At 60.1% G+C, this 16,629-nt stretch carries 11 protein-coding genes; 6 read left to right on the top strand and 5 right to left on the bottom strand.

The window, feature by feature from the left end; translation table 11 throughout:
* Position 1 precedes the first annotated feature (1 nt).
* Entirely contained in the window at positions 2-889 is an 888-nt protein-coding gene (locus tag AAFN46_RS06715) for a M48 family metalloprotease (protein WP_347807918.1), read from the top strand.
* A gap of 39 nt (positions 890-928) precedes the next feature.
* On the opposite strand, the gene AAFN46_RS06710 is transcribed toward AAFN46_RS06715, so the two are convergent.
* From AAFN46_RS06710 to AAFN46_RS06700, 3 genes are all read right to left on the bottom strand, one after another.
* On the bottom strand, positions 929-2,878 hold the full coding sequence (locus AAFN46_RS06710) for an HD domain-containing phosphohydrolase (RefSeq protein ID WP_347807917.1): 1,950 nt from the start codon (positions 2,876-2,878) through the stop codon (positions 929-931).
* An 83-nt stretch (positions 2,879-2,961) separates the two neighbouring features.
* Positions 2,962-3,990, bottom strand: coding sequence for a hypothetical protein (locus AAFN46_RS06705; protein WP_347807916.1), 1,029 nt, complete (start codon positions 3,988-3,990; stop codon positions 2,962-2,964).
* A 420-nt stretch (positions 3,991-4,410) separates the two neighbouring features.
* Positions 4,411-5,304, bottom strand: a complete 894-nt coding sequence (locus AAFN46_RS06700; protein ID WP_347807915.1) for a site-specific integrase — start codon at positions 5,302-5,304, stop codon at positions 4,411-4,413.
* A 1,504-nt stretch (positions 5,305-6,808) separates the two neighbouring features.
* Between AAFN46_RS06700 and AAFN46_RS06695 the strand changes: the two genes are divergently transcribed.
* The 5 genes from AAFN46_RS06695 to AAFN46_RS06675 all read left to right on the top strand — a co-directional run bounded on the left by AAFN46_RS06695 (position 6,809) and on the right by AAFN46_RS06675 (position 13,463).
* Positions 6,809-8,749, top strand: coding sequence for a hypothetical protein (locus AAFN46_RS06695; RefSeq protein ID WP_347807914.1), 1,941 nt, complete (start codon positions 6,809-6,811; stop codon positions 8,747-8,749).
* A complete protein-coding gene (locus AAFN46_RS06690) occupies positions 8,746-9,075 on the top strand; it encodes a hypothetical protein (protein ID WP_347807913.1) in 330 nt (109 codons plus the stop codon). The genes AAFN46_RS06695 and AAFN46_RS06690 overlap by 4 nt, the downstream gene beginning before the upstream one ends.
* A 525-nt stretch (positions 9,076-9,600) precedes the next feature.
* Positions 9,601-10,014 carry a hypothetical protein gene (locus tag AAFN46_RS06685; protein ID WP_347807912.1) on the top strand — a complete coding sequence of 138 codons (414 nt, stop codon included), beginning with the start codon at positions 9,601-9,603 and terminating at the stop codon, positions 10,012-10,014.
* A 1,143-nt stretch (positions 10,015-11,157) separates the two neighbouring features.
* On the top strand, positions 11,158-11,565 hold the full coding sequence (locus tag AAFN46_RS06680; RefSeq protein WP_347807911.1) for a hypothetical protein: 408 nt from the start codon (positions 11,158-11,160) through the stop codon (positions 11,563-11,565).
* 281 nt (positions 11,566-11,846) lie between these two features.
* The gene (locus AAFN46_RS06675; protein WP_347807910.1) at positions 11,847-13,463 is read left to right on the top strand and encodes a hypothetical protein; all 1,617 of its coding nucleotides are present in this window, start codon (positions 11,847-11,849) and stop codon (positions 13,461-13,463) included.
* A 276-nt stretch (positions 13,464-13,739) separates the two neighbouring features.
* On the opposite strand, the gene AAFN46_RS06670 is transcribed toward AAFN46_RS06675, so the two are convergent.
* Both AAFN46_RS06670 and AAFN46_RS06665 read right to left on the bottom strand, forming a co-directional pair.
* On the bottom strand, positions 13,740-14,318 hold the full coding sequence (locus AAFN46_RS06670; RefSeq protein ID WP_347807909.1) for a hypothetical protein: 579 nt from the start codon (positions 14,316-14,318) through the stop codon (positions 13,740-13,742).
* Positions 14,299-15,570, bottom strand: coding sequence for a PAAR domain-containing protein (locus tag AAFN46_RS06665; RefSeq protein WP_347807908.1), 1,272 nt, complete (start codon positions 15,568-15,570; stop codon positions 14,299-14,301). The genes AAFN46_RS06670 and AAFN46_RS06665 overlap by 20 nt, the downstream gene beginning before the upstream one ends.
* Positions 15,571-16,629 lie beyond the last annotated feature (1,059 nt).

The following is a 16,629-nucleotide window of genomic DNA, read 5'->3' as shown; positions in this document are numbered from 1 at the left end:
CATGCACAAGAGTCTCTATCGCGGCCTACTGCTGTCCCTGTGCGCCATCCTGGCCGGTTGTCAGGCCATGGAGGGCATGCAGATCCAGGGGGTCGACCTGTCATCCCTGGCCAACGTCGGGCGCAACCTCGGCGAGATGGGCGACAAGAGTCAGGACGAAGAACTGGTAATAGGCGCCAACACCGCCGAGCTGCTGTTGCAGCAGGCGCCGCTGCTCAATGCGCCGGCCCTGCAGGCCTATGTCAATCAGGTCGGGCGCTGGGTGGCGCTGAACAGCGAGCGCCCGGACCTACCCTGGCGCTTCGGCGTGCTCGACAGCCGGGTGGTCGGTGCCTACGCCGCGCCGGGCGGTTACGTGTTCATCACCAGCGGCATGCTGGCGCAGATGAACAGCGAGGCCGAACTGGCCGGGGTGCTGGCGCATGAGGTGGCGCATGTGGTGCAGAAGCATCACCTGGAGGCGATCAAGCAGAGGGCCGGCGCCGGCGTGCTGGCCAACCTGTCGCGCTTCGCCCTGCAGGCCAGCCAGGCCAACTCCGGTAACTACGGCGGCAGCGACCCGGCGGCGACGGCGAAGTTCGACCAGCTGGTGACCAACCTCTATGCCCGCGGCCTCGATCGCGGCGACGAATACGAGGCCGACCGCATGGGCGCGGTGATCGCCGCCCGCGCCGGTTACGACCCCTATGGCCTGGCCACCGTGTTGCAGGGCATCGGCACCATGAAGCAGGACGACGCCACACTGCTGACCTTCCTCAAGGTGCACCCGAACATCGGCGACCGCCTGGAGCGCCTGCAGCCGACCTATCAGTACCTGGACAAGGCCGCCGCCAGCGCCGGCCTGCAGACCCTGGAGCAGCGTTACCAGAAGGCCCTGTCGGCCAGATAGTAGGCCATGTGGCGTTGAGCGGGGGCATGCCGTCCCTGCTCAGTGCTGGTGCTTCTCGCTGGGCTCGAAGTCGCAGACGTGGTGGGCGTAGGCCGGTGCGCCGCTCGGCAGTGTCGGGGGCGGCGCCAGGGCCGGAGTCTGCGCCGGGTTGAGGTAGCAGCGCGAGTCGATGAACACCTTGACCAGATCGCCGTCCAGCAGGCCGGTCTTCACCTCCGACTGCAGAATGTCCAGGGCGTGCTCGACCGGCACCGCCGGCTTGTAGGGGCGGTCGGCCGCGGTCAGGGCGTCGAAGATGTCGCAGATGGTCATGATCCGCGAGGGATAGGGGATCTGCTCGCCGACCAGGCCCTTGGGATAGCCGCTGCCGTCGAGCTTCTCGTGGTGCGCCGCAGCGATCTCGGGGATGCGCTGCAGGGCCGGGGTCCAGGGGATCAGCCTGAGGAAGTCACGGGTGTGCACCACGTGGCGCTCGATCTCGGCGCGCTCCTCCTGGGTCAGGCTGCCGCGACGAATGGCCAGGGCGGCGAACTCGCTTTCCGAGATCAGGCCGATCAGGCCCTCGTCGTGGCTCCTCACCACATGCCCCTGGATCTCCTGCAGGTGATTGAAGTCGCCCTCGCTCAGCACGCTCGGCTCATTGGCCTTGAGGATGTCCTGCAGATACTGATCGAGGCGCTGGCACTCCACGGCCAGCTCGGCCTCCCACTGCAGGCGCAGCTGCTCGTCCAGCGCGCCATGCTGCCGGTAGGCATTGAGCATGCGCCGCAGAACCTGGTTCTGCAGATTTTCCTTGGCCAGCGCCACCCGATAGCGCAGGTTTTCCACCACCGGATCGGCCAGCTTCTTGGCCTTGGTCAGCACATGCTCGCGTACTCCGACCTTGCCGAAGTCGTGCAGCAGGGCGGCGTAGCGCAGCTCGCGCAGGGCCTCGTCGTTCAGCGCCTGCTGGCGCAGGTGGCTCATGGGTGCCATGGGCAGCTGGCGGGCCAGGGCGATGCACAGGTCGGCGACGCGGAACGAATGGCCCGCCGAAGTGGGGTCGCGCTGCTCGATGGCGAACACCGAGGCCTGCACGAAACCGTCGAACAGCTGGCTGATGTCGTCCAGCAGCTGGCGGTTCTCGATGGCCACGGCGGCCTGGCTGGCCAGGGCGCGCAAGGAGGAGGCCATCACCTCGTCGAAGGCGATGAGCTGGCCGCTGTCATCCTGGCAGTTGATGAACTCCAGCACGCCGACCACGTCGCGCCTGTGGTTGAGCATGGGGATGGCCAGCAGCGACATGGTGCGGTAGCCGACCTGCATGTCGAAGGAACGGTTGAAGCGGTAGGGCGCGTCGGGCGGGATGGCGTAGGCGTCGGCGATGTTCAGCTCGGTGCTGGTCAGCGCCACGTAGCCGGCGATCGAGGCCTTGGTCAGCGGCATGCGCTGTTCCTGGAAGCGGGTCGGCAGCGAGCTGTTCTGCGTCAGCTTGAACAGCAGCTGCGGCTGCTCGCCCTTGTTGTCCACCAGGAACAGCGAGGCGGCATCGCTGTTGGACAGGCGCCGGCCCTCGGTGAGTATCTTGCTCAGCAGGCGCTCCAGATCCTTCTCGGCGGACAGCGCCAGGCCGACATCGACCAGTTTCTGCAGGTCGCCATCCTTGTCCTGCAGGGCGGTGGCCAACTGCTCGGTCTTGCGTCTGAGGCGGAACTGTTCGGCGGCGAAGTCGAGCAGGGCGAGCAGTTCGGTGTCGCTGGCCGTGCCGGGCAGTGGCAGCACGCCGGACGGCGCGTCGAAGGCCACCAGGCTGGCGCCGCAGGCTTGCCACTCGGGCAGGGGGCAGGCGTCGAGCAGGCTGCCGTCGAGCAGCAGCACCTCCAGGGCGCCGGGCTGTACCTCGGCGGCCTGCGCCAGGCAGCGCAGCTGCACGCCTGCGTGGCAGAGCCGGGCGTGCAGCTCGGATTCGGCAAAGAGTGGGCTGTGCCCTACCGTGAAACTGGCTGTCATCACTGGATACCCCGAGGCCGGCGGGATGAGCGCTCGCCTGAGTATTGCACCAGTGCCGGCCCCCTTCCAGGCCGATCGGCCCGCTAGTCGAGCGTCGCGCCGGTGATGCGCCGCCCGTGGGCAATCAGCCCCATGCGCAGGGGGGCGAGCATGTCGGCGACGGCGAAGTTGCTGCGGGCGGGAAAGCGCAGCGCCTCGCCTTTCTGCAGGTCGATCAGCTCTATCTTGCCGTCTCGCAGGCCGCTGGGATCGAGGGTGCCGGCCAGCACCAGCCAGGGCATGCCGTCGGCGAAAGTGGCCTGGTGTGCCCATTGCAGCGTGCTGGGAATGTCGCGTTCCTTGCTCAGGTCCGCCGTGCGCCACTGGGCCACGGCGCCGTGGCGATTGGCGCTGATCAGGCTCTTGCCATCGGCGCCGAAGCTCAGGGCGAGGAGCCAGTTGCCCGCCTCATAGGGTTTGCTCTCCCGCTGCAGGCGCAGCTGCAGCTGCTCGTCCTGCTCCACCACCTGCCACAGCTGGAGTTCGCCGGAGGCGTTGCCGACGGCGATCAGGTCGCCCCGCGGGCTGCTGGCGAGGGCGGTCACGCTATCCAGGGTCTTGCTACGCCCCGGCAGGAGCTGGCGCCGCTCCAGGTCGTAGAGCAGGAGCTCGTTATCGTTGCCGGCGATCAGGTACAGGTCTTGCCGTGGGCCGGGTGCGACAGGGCCGCGAGCCCGGGGAATGGTGGCGAGCAGCTCGCCGCTGGCGCTATCCCACAGGCGGGTGTCGTCCTCGAAATAGGAGTTGCTGAAGAAGCTGGAACCGTCGCGGCTGAACAGCAGCTGGTTCACCCGATACTGATGGGCGCGCAGGCTCAGGCGACTTTCGCGCCGGGTCGTATCCCAGACATGCACGACTCCCGACTCCATGCCCACCAGCAAGCGCTTGCTACGCTCGTGAAAGCGCAGCGAGGCCGCACGATCACCGTTGGCGAAGCGCTGCCCGAACAGGGCCTGGGTGAATTCGGGGTGAATCGGCGGAAACAGGACGAAGCGCCAGAGCAGGGTGGCGCCGCCGGCAAGCACCAGCAGGACGAGGGCAGAGACCGGCAAGAGACGGCTGTTGGTTTGCATCGACGCTTCCTTGCGTTTTTTCGAGCCAATGCAAAAGGCCCGCACTGCTGGCGGGCCTTTCGCTGATTTTGGTGCCCAGGGACGGAATCGAACCGCCGACACGGGGATTTTCAATTACACCACTACTGAGTGTCGTTGGCGGAGGTTAGCGATGTTTAGCAGTGTTTACAAGCGTTAAGGGCTTTCAAAACAGGGTGTTAGCCGTTGTTTAGAGGTGTTTCGTGGTCTTTGCGAGTGCACCTATTTTCACCAGTTGCGGGGCGGAACTGCACCTGTCGCGCACCTCATTGTGAGAGATAGAGGCGGGCGAATGGAGGGGGCTTTAGCCGCCGTAGTGCAGCCTGCCCGACAAGCGCAGCGCGTCAGTAGCAAGGTGCTCAAGATGTTCAAGGCGCTCATGATGTTCAATTTGAGCAAGGCTCACCGGAGATAAACCTGAGTGATTTCGGGCCGGAAGTGTCCCATTTCCTGTGAAACGATCCGCAAGGTGCGTTCGGGATCGCCGACTAGTCGCTGGACTTCATAGTGGCGCTGCTGGGCGTAGCTGTGACGAACGCCATGAATACCGGTCGAGTAGCCCAGGACGGCCTTGCTGGCTGCGCTAAATGCCTGGCTGAGCGCCTGGCCACCTCCGACCGCGTAGTGTTGTTTGTAGAGAATGCCTCGATCTCGGATTGTGCGTGGTTCATCGAGGCGCACTGCCTCTAGCCGCGCGACCAACTCATTCGGAATGCTTACTTCTCTGGTTAAACCGCCTTTTCCGGTAACTACGTATCGGGAGTGATCGTCACGGGCAGAAAATTTTTCACTGTCTGCAGGTCTTTGGTCAGGGGTGAGCTCATCTCTCCTGGCCAGCGTGAAGAGTTCATGCGTGCGGAGCCCTCCGGCTTGGGCGATCTCAAGCCCAAGGGCGTTATGGGGCGCGAGCCTTTCGCGGATGGCATGCACCTGCTCGGGTGTATAGGCGCGTGGCTGTAGGTTCTGTTGCCGCTCAGCTTGAATGATTTTGAGGGTTTGATCAGAACCTAGTTTTCCGGTGTGCTGCAGTAGCGCCTGAATCGCCTGTCGATCTCGATCAAGGGTGGACTGACTGACCTGAGTAGCACGTTCCGCTAGATACTGGCGTGCTCGCTTAATCGAGAGCTGCTCTAGGGCGCCTCCCCCGTTTTTTCGCATCCAATCGCTTACTAACTTCAGGCCATCCTCATAAGTCCTGGACGTACCTAGCCCTGCGATATTCCCGCGTTGCCATAGGGTGCGTGCGGTTTTCTTTGCCTGGGTCCGTGATTTGGCAAACGTCCTTCCCTTGGCCATCACCGCGCTTCCAGTTCTCGACGAATCGTACGGATTGAGGCGGACACGCCGTGCTTTTTCAGATCGGCCTGGATCTCCGTGAGACTGCTACCTCGTTGGCGTAGATGCTCGATGTGGCCGCGCCACCGAGACAACGTCCGTCGATACCGGCGCGGGGTTAGGCCAAGTGCGGCGAGCTGCTGGTACCGCTGGAGCTCTTCATCAGGAGGAAGATCTACCGTGACAGAGTGAGCGGAGAGCCATCGAGAGAGGGAAGGCTGGGAGACGTGAAGTAGCTTCTCGTGCCGCAGGTACAGGCACAACATGCGCTGCGTATATCCCTGGCGAGCTCGTAGCAGTAGCTCCGCTGCATGGGGATCGAGGACGGACTTATTCATGGTGCGTGCTGTAAGTTGAACACGACACAAGCAAGCCTTCGTGGGTGATGAGCTGCAAGCCAAAACCTGCGCTCGAACCACCGCTGCGGTGACCTTCCTGTATCTGCCGAACAGCTGAAAAGCTGTCCTCGCCCATTTCGCGAATCGTTGATTCGCCAGCTGGACTGCCTGCCCAAATTTTTGGCCAGGGGCGCGTAGCGCCTCCACTGTTTTGCTCATGAGTCGCGCTCGTTCTGCAAGTGTCAGGAATCCAGAGGACTCCAGCATCAGCGCTAGCTGATGGACGCCTCCACTCGGAGTGCGGTGCTCGGTGTTGCTCCGTTGGGTCGCTGAGCTAGCAATCCGCGGGGCTGGGGATTTAACGACAACCAGCAGCGTCGAGCCCGGTACTGCTACTGATCCAGGTGGGCAGATCCTGGATCGGTTGTGCCGGTTCTTCAGCTCCGAGATTTGGGTCTGAAAAACCGGCGGTAGGTGCAGGCGCGAGTGCGCGCTTTGCACCTCCCCTCTGCTATCAGCTCGCGAGAGCGCGAGCGAGATAGCAGGTGAGCGCTGCTGATGGCGAGCGCTCGTTGGGATGGGTTCATCCTAACGAGCGGATAAGCGCGGTCAATGTGGCGGATGAAATATACGCAGATGGTTGTGGAGGCACGCTATGTAAGGGCCCGAGCGTAGCGAAGGCCCCTGACATAGCGTGCCTCCGGCACGCGTGCCTTCGGCACAGCGGCGCGTAAAGCGCCGCCATCCGAGCTTCGCTCGGCTTTTTCGCTAGGAGGGATATGCGGCCCGTAAAACTGAGTTTTTTACCGATGCAAAGGTGGGGGCATTTGGCGAGGCCAGTTTGGGTGGCGGGTACTTTATTCGCGGCTGATGATGCTCTTAATCAAGAGAGAGGACTCCTCGATGCATCGTATTGGCCAGGTGGCAGGTTGGTGTGCGTTAGGCGTGTTTGGTCTGGTTCTGCTGGCAGCTGGTTACGCAGGATCCTGGTACTTCAACCCGATTTTCAGGCTGGCTTGGATCGTCCTGTTCTGCGTCGGGGTGGTGTCATTTTTGATCTGGGTTATTTGTCTGCTTGGCGGTGTTAGTCGACGCAGCATCGCATCGTGGCGGGCTAGGGGACTCCAATGAGCCCCGAGGATCTCGCCGGCTTTGACTGGATGCTCAAGGGATTCGATCAGCTCGTTGCTGACCTGATGATTTTGACCGCTCCCATGTTCGAGTCGATTGCGAGCTCTGTGCGTCCGATAGTTCCAGGAATCAGTTATGCGATGCTGGCTCTTGCTGTACTAAACGTCGCGCGAGCTAGAATTTTTCGCACTCTCGGTTTTTGCGCTGTTACCTGGTTCGTCCTGGGCTGGGGGCTCAACCCGTCGAGTATTCAGATATCCGAGAGTGCGAGCGTTCAGACCCCGAAAATCGTCTGGGCCGGCTATCAGCTGGCGATCGGTACCAGGCAGGTACTGGGCTTAGGTGTGTCGGGGCTCGCTGAAAGGATGGGCGCCAACGGGGCGATCATGCCCAGTGCAGCGATTAAACAAGCCGCGGCCGACCGTGCCGCGGCGGTTTTCCAGGGAACGGATCTCGCTCGCCTCGTACGTGACTACAACGCGCAATGCACACCGGACGGAGCTGTCGTGCAGGATGGCAGCATCAGCCTGGAGGCTTTACATGCGATCGGGCTCGCCGGCGGATCTGGGCTAGGCATTCCTGATGAAGAGGTTGGTTTCCTCGCGCAAGCGACTGCAACCTATAGCGGTGCGCTCAGCGCGATAAAAGTGGCCAGCGGCAACCTGCTCAATATGGATGGCGTCTGGGATGGGGTTAATAAAGGCCTCGATGTATCTGCTATCCGTAGCCGGCGTGCGCAGGGACGGGAATTTCTAGAGGAGCAGGGTCGAGGTTTTGAGCCGTCCGATAGCCGCCCATACCTTCTGCCCACGCAGCAGCACTGGGAGGGGGTGTATGAGAAGAGATCTACCGCAGAATCCGAAAACTCATATTTGTCCCTAGCGGATGCGCCATTCGAGCTTGAGTCTGTTGCCTGGCCCGCTGGCGGAGCGCAAGGTGAATCTCAGGGCTTTTATCCAGGATCATGCGTAGAGGCCTACAAGGCAGCCCAGTTTGCCGCTGAGCAGGCATATCAGGCCTTGCTTGCGAGTGGAGGTAAGCCTTCCTCAGGTCAGCGTGCTGATGCCGAGGGGGGGCGTGTTGCTGCGGCACTGGCGTGGCAGCGAACGCTTAACCGATCGATGACAGGAAATGCTGAAGGAGAGGGAGCGTGGTCGGCAGTGACCGGTGGTGTTGCCGTCGTCCAGGGTCTCAAAAATGAGAAGGCTTGGCTGGAAATGTATGCGTACCTGCCGGCTTACGTTACTGGCTTAGCGGTTCTGCTGTGGTTGCTTCTGTTGATTGCACCGATCTTCATGCTCAGTACCGCCGTGCTGGGTTTCAGAGGTTTTCAGACCTGGTTGGGCGGGATCTTCTTTACAGCGCTCGCAATAGTTTTCACCCAATTCCTGGTTATCGGAACCTCGTTCGCTATGTCTGGAGCTGCGGTTTACCAGTCTGCTCTTGCTAGCGGGTGGTCGGGAAACGGGACTGACATCGATTCGATCATGGGCGTACTGCAATGGGCGGGGATGTTCATTATCTGTGCGTCCTTTGTGGCCGCCGGCTGGGTGACAGGCTTTTCGATCGGGCCATTGGCAGCAGCTGCTACGGGAGCGGTGGCCACCGTCTCCACTCTGGCTAGCGGGATAGCCAGCGTAGCTGGCGGTCTGCTAGGGGCGAGCAAGATGGTGAAGCGTGCTGGATCAGGCAGAGCGCCTAAGGAACGTCCAGGTGGAGGAGATGGCGGTGGGAATCCAGGTTCTGGCGGTGGAGCTGGGGCAGCTGCTGCTAGTCGAACAGTTCGAGCCTTGCATCAGCGCACAGCCATGACGTCCCACCACACCTCTCACCCTCGAACTGGTGGCGATGCAAGTAAAGGCAGGCAGAACTGGGAGCAGAGGAAGAGGCGTCTGCGAGAGAAGATTTCGCTTAACCCACCGAAGGATACTGAATGATGAACCTGGTACAGATTGATGATCCGCTAGTAGATGGTGTGATGCTGACTCTCAATGCCGAGGCCGACACAAAAGGGCCTCAGCTGAGCTCGGCCTATGTGCTTCGAGCGCTCGCTTTGGCCGCTGATAACGATGCATTTTCCATGGAGGTTCTGGCCGTGCTCGGTGAGTCCCGTGAGCAGGCTCTGGCAAGTCTGCGTGCGAGCTGCTGGGAGGAGGATCTGCACGACGACGAATCACTACAGCGTAGTGCACTCAGGGGATCTCTGGCGGCTCTGGTACCTGAGCATCTGCGGCCAGCGGGCTGGCCTGGTGGCACGCAATAAACTGGCGAGGATAGGGCCTCCAAGCTTTCGGAGGCCTTATGACACTTGTTCCGCCACACGTACCCGATCACTGGATCACTGAGCTCGATGCGCAGTTGTCGTCACTAGGTTGTAGAGCCATTCACGTATTGCCTGGGCCGCGTCTAGCGGCCATTTCCTGGGCATCAGTTTCGATCGTTTCCCTTGAGCATCAGTCACTCGATTCCTACCTGCAGGCCGAGCAGATCGCTGTGAGGGTCAATCGGTTAAGAGGTGTCTCCGATGCAGAACGCTCCGCCATCCTGGAGTACTTCATATGAGTTTGGCGGACTTCATTCTGTCCAGGGCGGCAATACGCCTCGATGCCTCGAAACTTGTTTTGCATGCCAGTCCTCTCTCGGTTGTGCAGATGCATCTGGATCTGAGCAATTGGTTTCAGATGCTGGGCCGACCTGTGCCTATGCGTGTAGCGGTGAGGATCTGGTGGTGGGCGTTCTGCCTGGAGCGGAGTGCATACCACTTTGCCAAAGCAGAGGGATGCCGGCGATGAGATATCTCGACCAGGTCGATTTGAGGTATTTGCAGGATCCAGGATTCAAGCCCGGGGCGCGTTCTTCTTGGAGCTGGCCGGTGAATGTTTTTGAAGCTCGCATGGGGGCTAACGCGCACGGTGGCCAGGTGCTGGAGTTGAAGCTCGAGGTCGCGATTCGAGTCCTAGGCGCGGTTGCGCTTGTTGCACCAGGAAGAAGGACTGTTTTTGTGGATCTGCACCTATGCCGAGGACGGGTCAGGCTGTGCGTGATCTCCTGCAGCTGTGTAATGCCGCCGATTAATGCTGATGAGGCCGGCAACCTGTTGCCTGCGTTGCAGTGGTATCAGCGGCAGGGCATTGAGCGACTTCGAGTGGCACTAATGAAACCGAGTTTTTTCTGGCTGCCGCTGATGGAAGGAGCCGAGTGACCCGTCGTTTTCCGTGAGCTTCCGTCATTTTCCGCGTGTGTGGGGCGTATGAGTACGTGCATGGGGCTGTGGGTTGGTCGAAAGACCCTGAATTCAGGGGATCTTTTCCGTTATTACCCGCCGCTTTCCGTTGGCCTCCGTTGTTTTCCGTGATCTTACGTGGAAATCCGTCATTTTCCGTGAGCGGCGGAAGTTTCTTCTCTGGGTCTACTGGCACGCACGAGATCGGGCGAGGGTGATGCCTCATTCAACGTGGAGGTTTTCATCATGACCCATGCTGCTGCTCGCCCTGTTGCCCTCGGTTTTGCTGCCTATTTTTGCACCCATGTAGCGTTGTTCTCGTTGGTAGGCCTGCTAGGTCTACCCATGCCGGCGCTGTGGTGGGCGACGGCTGCGCTGATTCCCAGCTGGGGGCTGATGCAGTGGCTAGAGCGGCTAGGCCGTCACCAGTTAGCCATGCTTGTAGGTATTCATGCGTGCGCCCTTGCTGGCGGGGTGCTTGGGCTGCATGGGCGCGACCTTTTCTGTGTTGCTCGAGCGCTGGTAGCTCCGGGCGTATTTGTCCTGGGAGGGGCTGTATGAGAAAGGGTTTACCAGTACTGGCTGCGTGTGCTGCTTTGGCAGGGTGCGGCGATAGCTATGATGGCGTTTATGCTGGGGGAACTGGCTTCATGATGGTGGCGGTAATGGAGCTCAGGGGCGACACCGCTACCATTGAAACGGTGAACACAGCGCTTCGCCGGGTGGTGGCTACGCGTGAGCTCGAGGCTGAGATCAAGTCGGGGAAACTCCACCTCCTTCGAGAGGATGGCCTGCGCTTCGTATATGGACTGGCGAACGACCAAGAGTCGCTGGAGTGCCTTTCCAATTCCTGCCAGGGGCTCGCCGGGCTGGGTAGAAACGATATGCCTAGAGCATGGAACCCTCATCGAGGAGGATGATTGCGAAGGGTATTGCGAAAGCATAATGGCTAGGTAAGATGAGCCATCCGGCATATGCGGTGAGTCATAGAGGTAGCTTCGGCTCAGGGGTGATTCGCTGCCGGCACTGAGGGGCGGTACGATCTATGGGCATGGTCCCGTAGGGGTACTGCCCCCTTTCATTTCTGTGCTGAAAACTTGTACTCGGGTCAGGGAGAGAAGAGTGAAAAAAGTAGTCCCCTTTTTGGCTGGCGCCTTGATGCTGTCTGGCTGCGGTTCTGATGATCAGGTGCAAGATTTGGCCAAATGGATGAGCCCTACGGAGGACGGTAATTACGTATTGCTCTTCAGTCCCAGCGTTAAGGGACCTGAGGTGGCCTATAGGGTTATCAAAGGCGGGAAGGTCGTTACTAATGTGGAAGCTCAGTGGATCGGCGAGGTGCCGGGCATTGGGGGAACTCCAGACTTCCTGACAAAGGCGAGTTGCGGTGAAATATTCCTCAGTTCGATGAATGGGAAGATGTTTGTTGATGCACTGCCCGAGAGCGGCCGTCGCATAGGATATGAGCGCTGTGGGCTTTCTGATATCCAACCGCTGAGTTGGCAGATACGAGTCGATAAGCGAACCTGAATACCGTGCAGGGGAGGGCGACTCACTGCGCCCCCCCTTCCGAGGTCACTGAGTTTGCACTCATGAGTTGGGGACTCTGATGCCGTTGTTGCTTTGGTTTGACTCGCTGGGGCGCGCGAGTTGACCGTGAGGCTGAATGCGAATTGCATTGACTTGACCAGATCACACCTCAGCTACGATCGGCAGAGGCCAAGGGAGGTTATTGGTTGCATATATGATTCCATGCACATGTAACGACCTATCCAGATATGCCGGTGGAGTCGCAGACTAGGGATAGCTGGGTGAGCAACAAGACAGCTTGGGAGAAAGCAGCTGAGGCACAGGGCACGACCGATTCTGAGCGTGCCCTTGCGCGGCTCGCCCGCAAGGCGTTCCTAAGCCTGTGGAGTTACTCAAACGTCCACAGCGACGAAGGTAGGCCAAACGGCAAGGGTGATGGCAAGGAGTTGGTAGACCTGCTCGTGGTCTTTGGTAACGACGTACTGCTGTTCTCCGACAAGCACTGCGCGTTTCAGTCGGACGTCGACATCAAGGTTGCTTGGCCTCGTTGGTACAAGCGGGCGATCGAGAAGTCTGCAAGGCAGCTTGCAGGTGCTGAGAGCTTTCTACGTCGGTACTCAGACCGAGTGTTCGTTGACAAGTCATGTCAGACGAAGCTGCCCGTGGCACTCCCAGACCCAAGCTCGGCCCGTTACTTCTTGATCGCTGTCACTCGTGGCGGCCATGAGGCTGCGGTTCGGCACTTCGGCGGCGGAAGCAGCGGCAGCCTAATGCTCAATAGCATGCTTGAGGGGAATGCCCACTACGAACACCCCTTCGAAGTCGGCTTCCCGCTTAAAGGCCGCCGCTTCGTCCACGTCCTCGATGAAGTGACAGTCGACACTCTCTTAGAGGAACTGGACACCGTCCCGGACCTTGTCGACTATCTAGCCTGCAAGGAGCGCTATTTCGGCGCAAACGGCGTACTCATGCACGCAGCAGGTGAGGAAGAGCTGCTGGCGCAGTACATGTGCACGATTGAGAACGGCCGGCACGCTTTGCCCAAGGTGCCGTCTGGCGCTGGTGCTGTCGCCCTCCTAGAGGGGGATTGGCGGTTCTATCGCTCAAGTCCTCAACGAGTGGCCAAGCGTAAGGCTGACCAGGGCAGTTACATGTGGGACGCGCTCATTGAGTACCAAGCGTCCTTCGTCCGCGCGGGGACAGCGATTGGGCTCCCTGCGCTCACCGAGATGCCACCGGAGACCATCGACCACGAGCGAATCCTGCGTGCCCTCGCAGCAGAGCCCCGACTGGCAAGGCGGGAACTCGCCGTCCAGTTCCGCTTCGCGCTCTCGAAGAGCGAGCCCGGCAAGAAGTTTGCCCGCATGATCCTGAGCCGCGGCAACATGTCCCGCGCGTACGTTTTCCTGACGGCTCCAAAGCCGCCGGATGTCGACTACCAAACTTATCGGGAGATGCGCTCGGCCGCACTGCTCGCGTACTGCCACGGCATCAAACTGCGCTTTCCCCACGTGATCGAAGCGATTGGCATCGCATCTGAACCCTTCACTGAGAAGGTGGCCTCACAAGAATTTTTGTACGTCGACCTTACTCTCGAGGTGAGTCCAGAGGAGTCCGCCGTTTGGAAGGGCGCACTGGAAGAGCTCGACGTACTACAGACACCGAGCAAGGATGTACAGTACTTCGGCGGAAGAAGTCACGAATTCCCGATGCCATTCAAATTTGGTGGTCCCAAGTTCTACGATCACGAGTCTGGCACCCCAATGAACCGAGCCGAGCGACGCAAAATGGCGAAAGAGGCTCGGAAAGAAGCCAAGAAGGCGAACAAGAAAGCGCTAGACGCTGAGGTTCAGACGTTGGAAGTGCGAAAGAGGGCCCGCGGTTGGGTTGGCTTTTAGCGTCCTTCTAGGGGTTTGGGGAGCAACGGAGCAGAAAGTGCACTTAAGCCACGCCGCTGACCGCAAGCCTCTGCGCTGTGCGGGTAGTTCGGGAAAACCACCGTTTACCGAACCCGAACCCGGAAAGCTTTCGAGCCTGCGAAATACGCCGATAGCGGTACAGAAAACCCGTTCCGCGAATCAAAGTCCTGAAAACCACCAACGCCCACGGCTGCACCGAGCTCTAATCGGGCCTTACGTTGGACTTTGGTTCCATTGTTACCCGAACCCCATCCTTTACTGTGGAACAGGGCAGCTTTTGGCGGCGGCCTGGAGCGCCTTGGCGTAGTCCACGTAGGTTTCGGGATCATAGGGTTCGGCGGTTATGTCAAAGCTCGACTCGCCGTCATAGCCAATCTCTTGCCAGACTCTCAAAGCCCACGTCCGCCCGTCATGCTTGGCTAGCAAGTCAAAGACGTGACTATTCAACTCACTGTTTTCGCCTAGGACGGAGTAGCGATAGCGCAGGCTCTTGTACCAGTCAGGCATCGCCGTGATCTCCCGGATAGCCGCCTTCGCGAGTAGTTCATCAGCACCACTCAGCGAATACATATCGCCGATCGTGAGCTTGTTTGCCCGCTCCAGCGCCGCCAATGGCACTGGTAGCGGCTCTCGACTGATGAGTCGTGAGCGGCCGCAGTGGAAAACCCAGCGTCCAGTCTTCACGTAATCGTCGGCATAGATCACTACCCCGTTGCCCATGTCCGTCTTGTATACGCTCGTCATCACCTTGAATCCGTAGTTGGCTGCAATCAGCAGCAAAGGAGAAAAAATGGCGAAGGCAATCCAGAAGCCTTTACTTCGGTAGAAATTCAAAGTGTCCTCCTGGTACGCCAATGGGTGTGTCACCTGAGATCACGGGATTGATTGCGCCCATCGTCTGGTAGGTGAATTCCAGCATGTCGTCATTGTTCTTTCGCTCCCTGGCCAACTGAGCCCATTTCTTGCACCACTCTTCACCAGGCGCCGCGTTATCACTGATCCCACACAGCTTTCCCAACTGGCGCTCTTCGAATGTCCCCCAGGTGTTCTTGTAGTCCGACCGGCGAACATAGGCGCGCACCTTGATTTGCAGGTGATCGGCCAGCAACTGCGCCAGGCTCTCGTTGGTCTGCGGGAAGAACTGAATGCCATCCTCGATAGGGAACTCCGAGCGGTTACCCATGCCGGTCCGGCAGGCGTAGCTGTCGATTCGCGCCGAGCTGGAAAACGCCAAAGGTGAGATCTTGTCGTAGGTGAGCACGTCGAGGGACATCTGGAAGTCCCCGGCGAGCTGATAGCCGAAGGCGATCCGCTGCGGAACACCGTGGCTGAACAGCGACAGGTGCTCGATAGGCGACTGCTTCCGGTCCTTGCCTTGGTTCAGGTAATCGATCAGCTCCTGAGCGTTCGTGACCTCCACAAAGCCTGCCCCATAGGCGCCGGCAGAACTGCGCGCCGCGCTGAGCATCGTCGGGTCATACGACGGGGTGAACACCACCAGCGTTCGTGTTTGCGCGGGCTTGTTGTGCTTGAATTCGGCCAACTCTCGCACGGCCTGGCCGATGAACATCATCTTGTTGCCCGAGCCTTTATCGTGTTGGCTGCCGGCGACGGCGATTAGTTCGGGAGTCAGCGGTTTCTTGGTAGTTGTAGGGGTAGAGCTGCCCGGTTGCACCAGAGCCCCCGAGAGCAAGGCGCGCTGCTCCAGTTGCGGGTCGGCCAGTAGCTCGGCCATGAGCCGATCATCCACCGAACCATCCGGGCGCACGGCGCCGAGCTTGGCGAAGTCGACGATGGCCTGGGTTGCCGCGCCACCGAACTGAAAGCCGCCGAAGGTGTCGGGGCTGCCCGAGACGATGCTGCCACCATGGCTGGTCGGGCTGCCCAGATACGCCAAGGGCCGGTAGTCGACGATGATGGACGGGAAGCCCGTGGTGATGGCGGCGCCACAGCCGCAGACATCGCCAACGCGGGCGGCGCCCAGAACATTGACTTGGGTATCGGGTGAGGCGGAGGTGATGGGCGAGGTGCCGTGGCCGGGGATCGGACAAGCGTGCATATCGCCAAGTCGAGCGACGGGGATCATGCCATTCCTTGGTGATAGTCAGAAGATGGGCGAATGATAAACGACCTCAATTGAGCAGCTTTTTGCTCAATCGGTCTGTAAGCCACGCCGGGTAAGGACTAGAAATTTTTTGGGGTGCTCAGAATGCCCTCTCCATGTCCCTGGCGCGTGGCGCGCTCATGGTGATCTGGTCTTAAGAGCACTTTCTGTTCCATTGCTCCCCAAACCCCTTCTATCACATGAGGTATGGGCGAACGGCCACTTTGGGTCGCTCTCAACCAGTCAGGGTCACGAAGCATGCTGGTCAAATCCGGTGCAAATACCTGATCAGGTCGAACGCAAATGGGTGGTGGGTAAGTCTGTGCAATTACCCAGTTGAATGCCTGAGGCTCTTGCCTCAGGCTCATTTTGGTCACGCTAACGCGCGCCTTGAGAAGTTTGAGCAGTTTGACCACCTTCGTTTCGTAGCGCCCAAACCCACGAACCCCCAACTCCATTTTTCCGGGCCACTGCAACCTTGCGATGGGCGCGACGAACTGTTGCCCATGCAAGTCCGGCTGTCTCTGCAGCTTGCTCTAGCTCCGTCGTGGGCACAGGGCCATCTGCCAATACCTCACGTAGGAACTCTATAGCGAGTTCAAGCTGACTCCTCGGGCCCTCATCCGGGAGCTCGCATTCAGCCAATAGCTCGCGCGCCGAACCATCGACAGTCTCGCCCCAGGTAACGCGCGTCGATGTAAGGCCTGCCGGGAGGTCTGTTTCCTCCACCTCGTACCTAAGGCCTCCATGATCGGGCCCAATGTTCGATTTGGCTCGTACGAGAATGCGAGAGGTTCCGCTCTCCTGCTGAGAGGCGATCAGCACTGTCCTGGCCAGAGCGGAGAATGCCTGGCTCCCGATGATACGGTCGGCGGGCGAGCTCAGTTGCGCTCCCTTCGCGAGGTGCGTAATGCCTAAGGAAATTCTGAAGAAGACTTCCCGAATCTGGTGAAATACGCCGATCCCGTTGCCCGAGTTTCCCGATGAAGCAGATGACCTTCGCCGATGCCGAGTACGCCGGCAAGCGCAAGCAGACCCGCA

Origin of the sequence: Pseudomonas sp. CAU 1711 (assembly GCF_039888625.1) — a bacterium.
Lineage (GTDB): Bacteria > Pseudomonadota > Gammaproteobacteria > Pseudomonadales > Pseudomonadaceae > Aquipseudomonas.
The sequence above is the reverse complement of the archived record's forward strand: the minus strand, read 5'-3'. Positions and strand labels throughout refer to the sequence as shown.

Excerpts from the sequence above, each read along its gene's own strand:
- AAFN46_RS06715 (WP_347807918.1), top strand. The coding sequence starts at position 2 with ATGCACAAGAGTCTCTATCGCGGCCTACTGCTGTCCCTGTGCGCCATC.
- AAFN46_RS06710 (WP_347807917.1), bottom strand. The coding sequence starts at position 2,878 with ATGACAGCCAGTTTCACGGTAGGGCACAGCCCACTCTTTGCCGAATCC.
- AAFN46_RS06705 (WP_347807916.1), bottom strand. The coding sequence starts at position 3,990 with ATGCAAACCAACAGCCGTCTCTTGCCGGTCTCTGCCCTCGTCCTGCTG.
- AAFN46_RS06700 (WP_347807915.1), bottom strand. The coding sequence starts at position 5,304 with ATGGCCAAGGGAAGGACGTTTGCCAAATCACGGACCCAGGCAAAGAAA.
- AAFN46_RS06695 (WP_347807914.1), top strand. The coding sequence starts at position 6,809 with ATGAGCCCCGAGGATCTCGCCGGCTTTGACTGGATGCTCAAGGGATTC.
- AAFN46_RS06690 (WP_347807913.1), top strand. The coding sequence starts at position 8,746 with ATGATGAACCTGGTACAGATTGATGATCCGCTAGTAGATGGTGTGATG.
- AAFN46_RS06685 (WP_347807912.1), top strand. The coding sequence starts at position 9,601 with ATGAGATATCTCGACCAGGTCGATTTGAGGTATTTGCAGGATCCAGGA.
- AAFN46_RS06665 (WP_347807908.1), bottom strand. The coding sequence starts at position 15,570 with ATGATCCCCGTCGCTCGACTTGGCGATATGCACGCTTGTCCGATCCCC.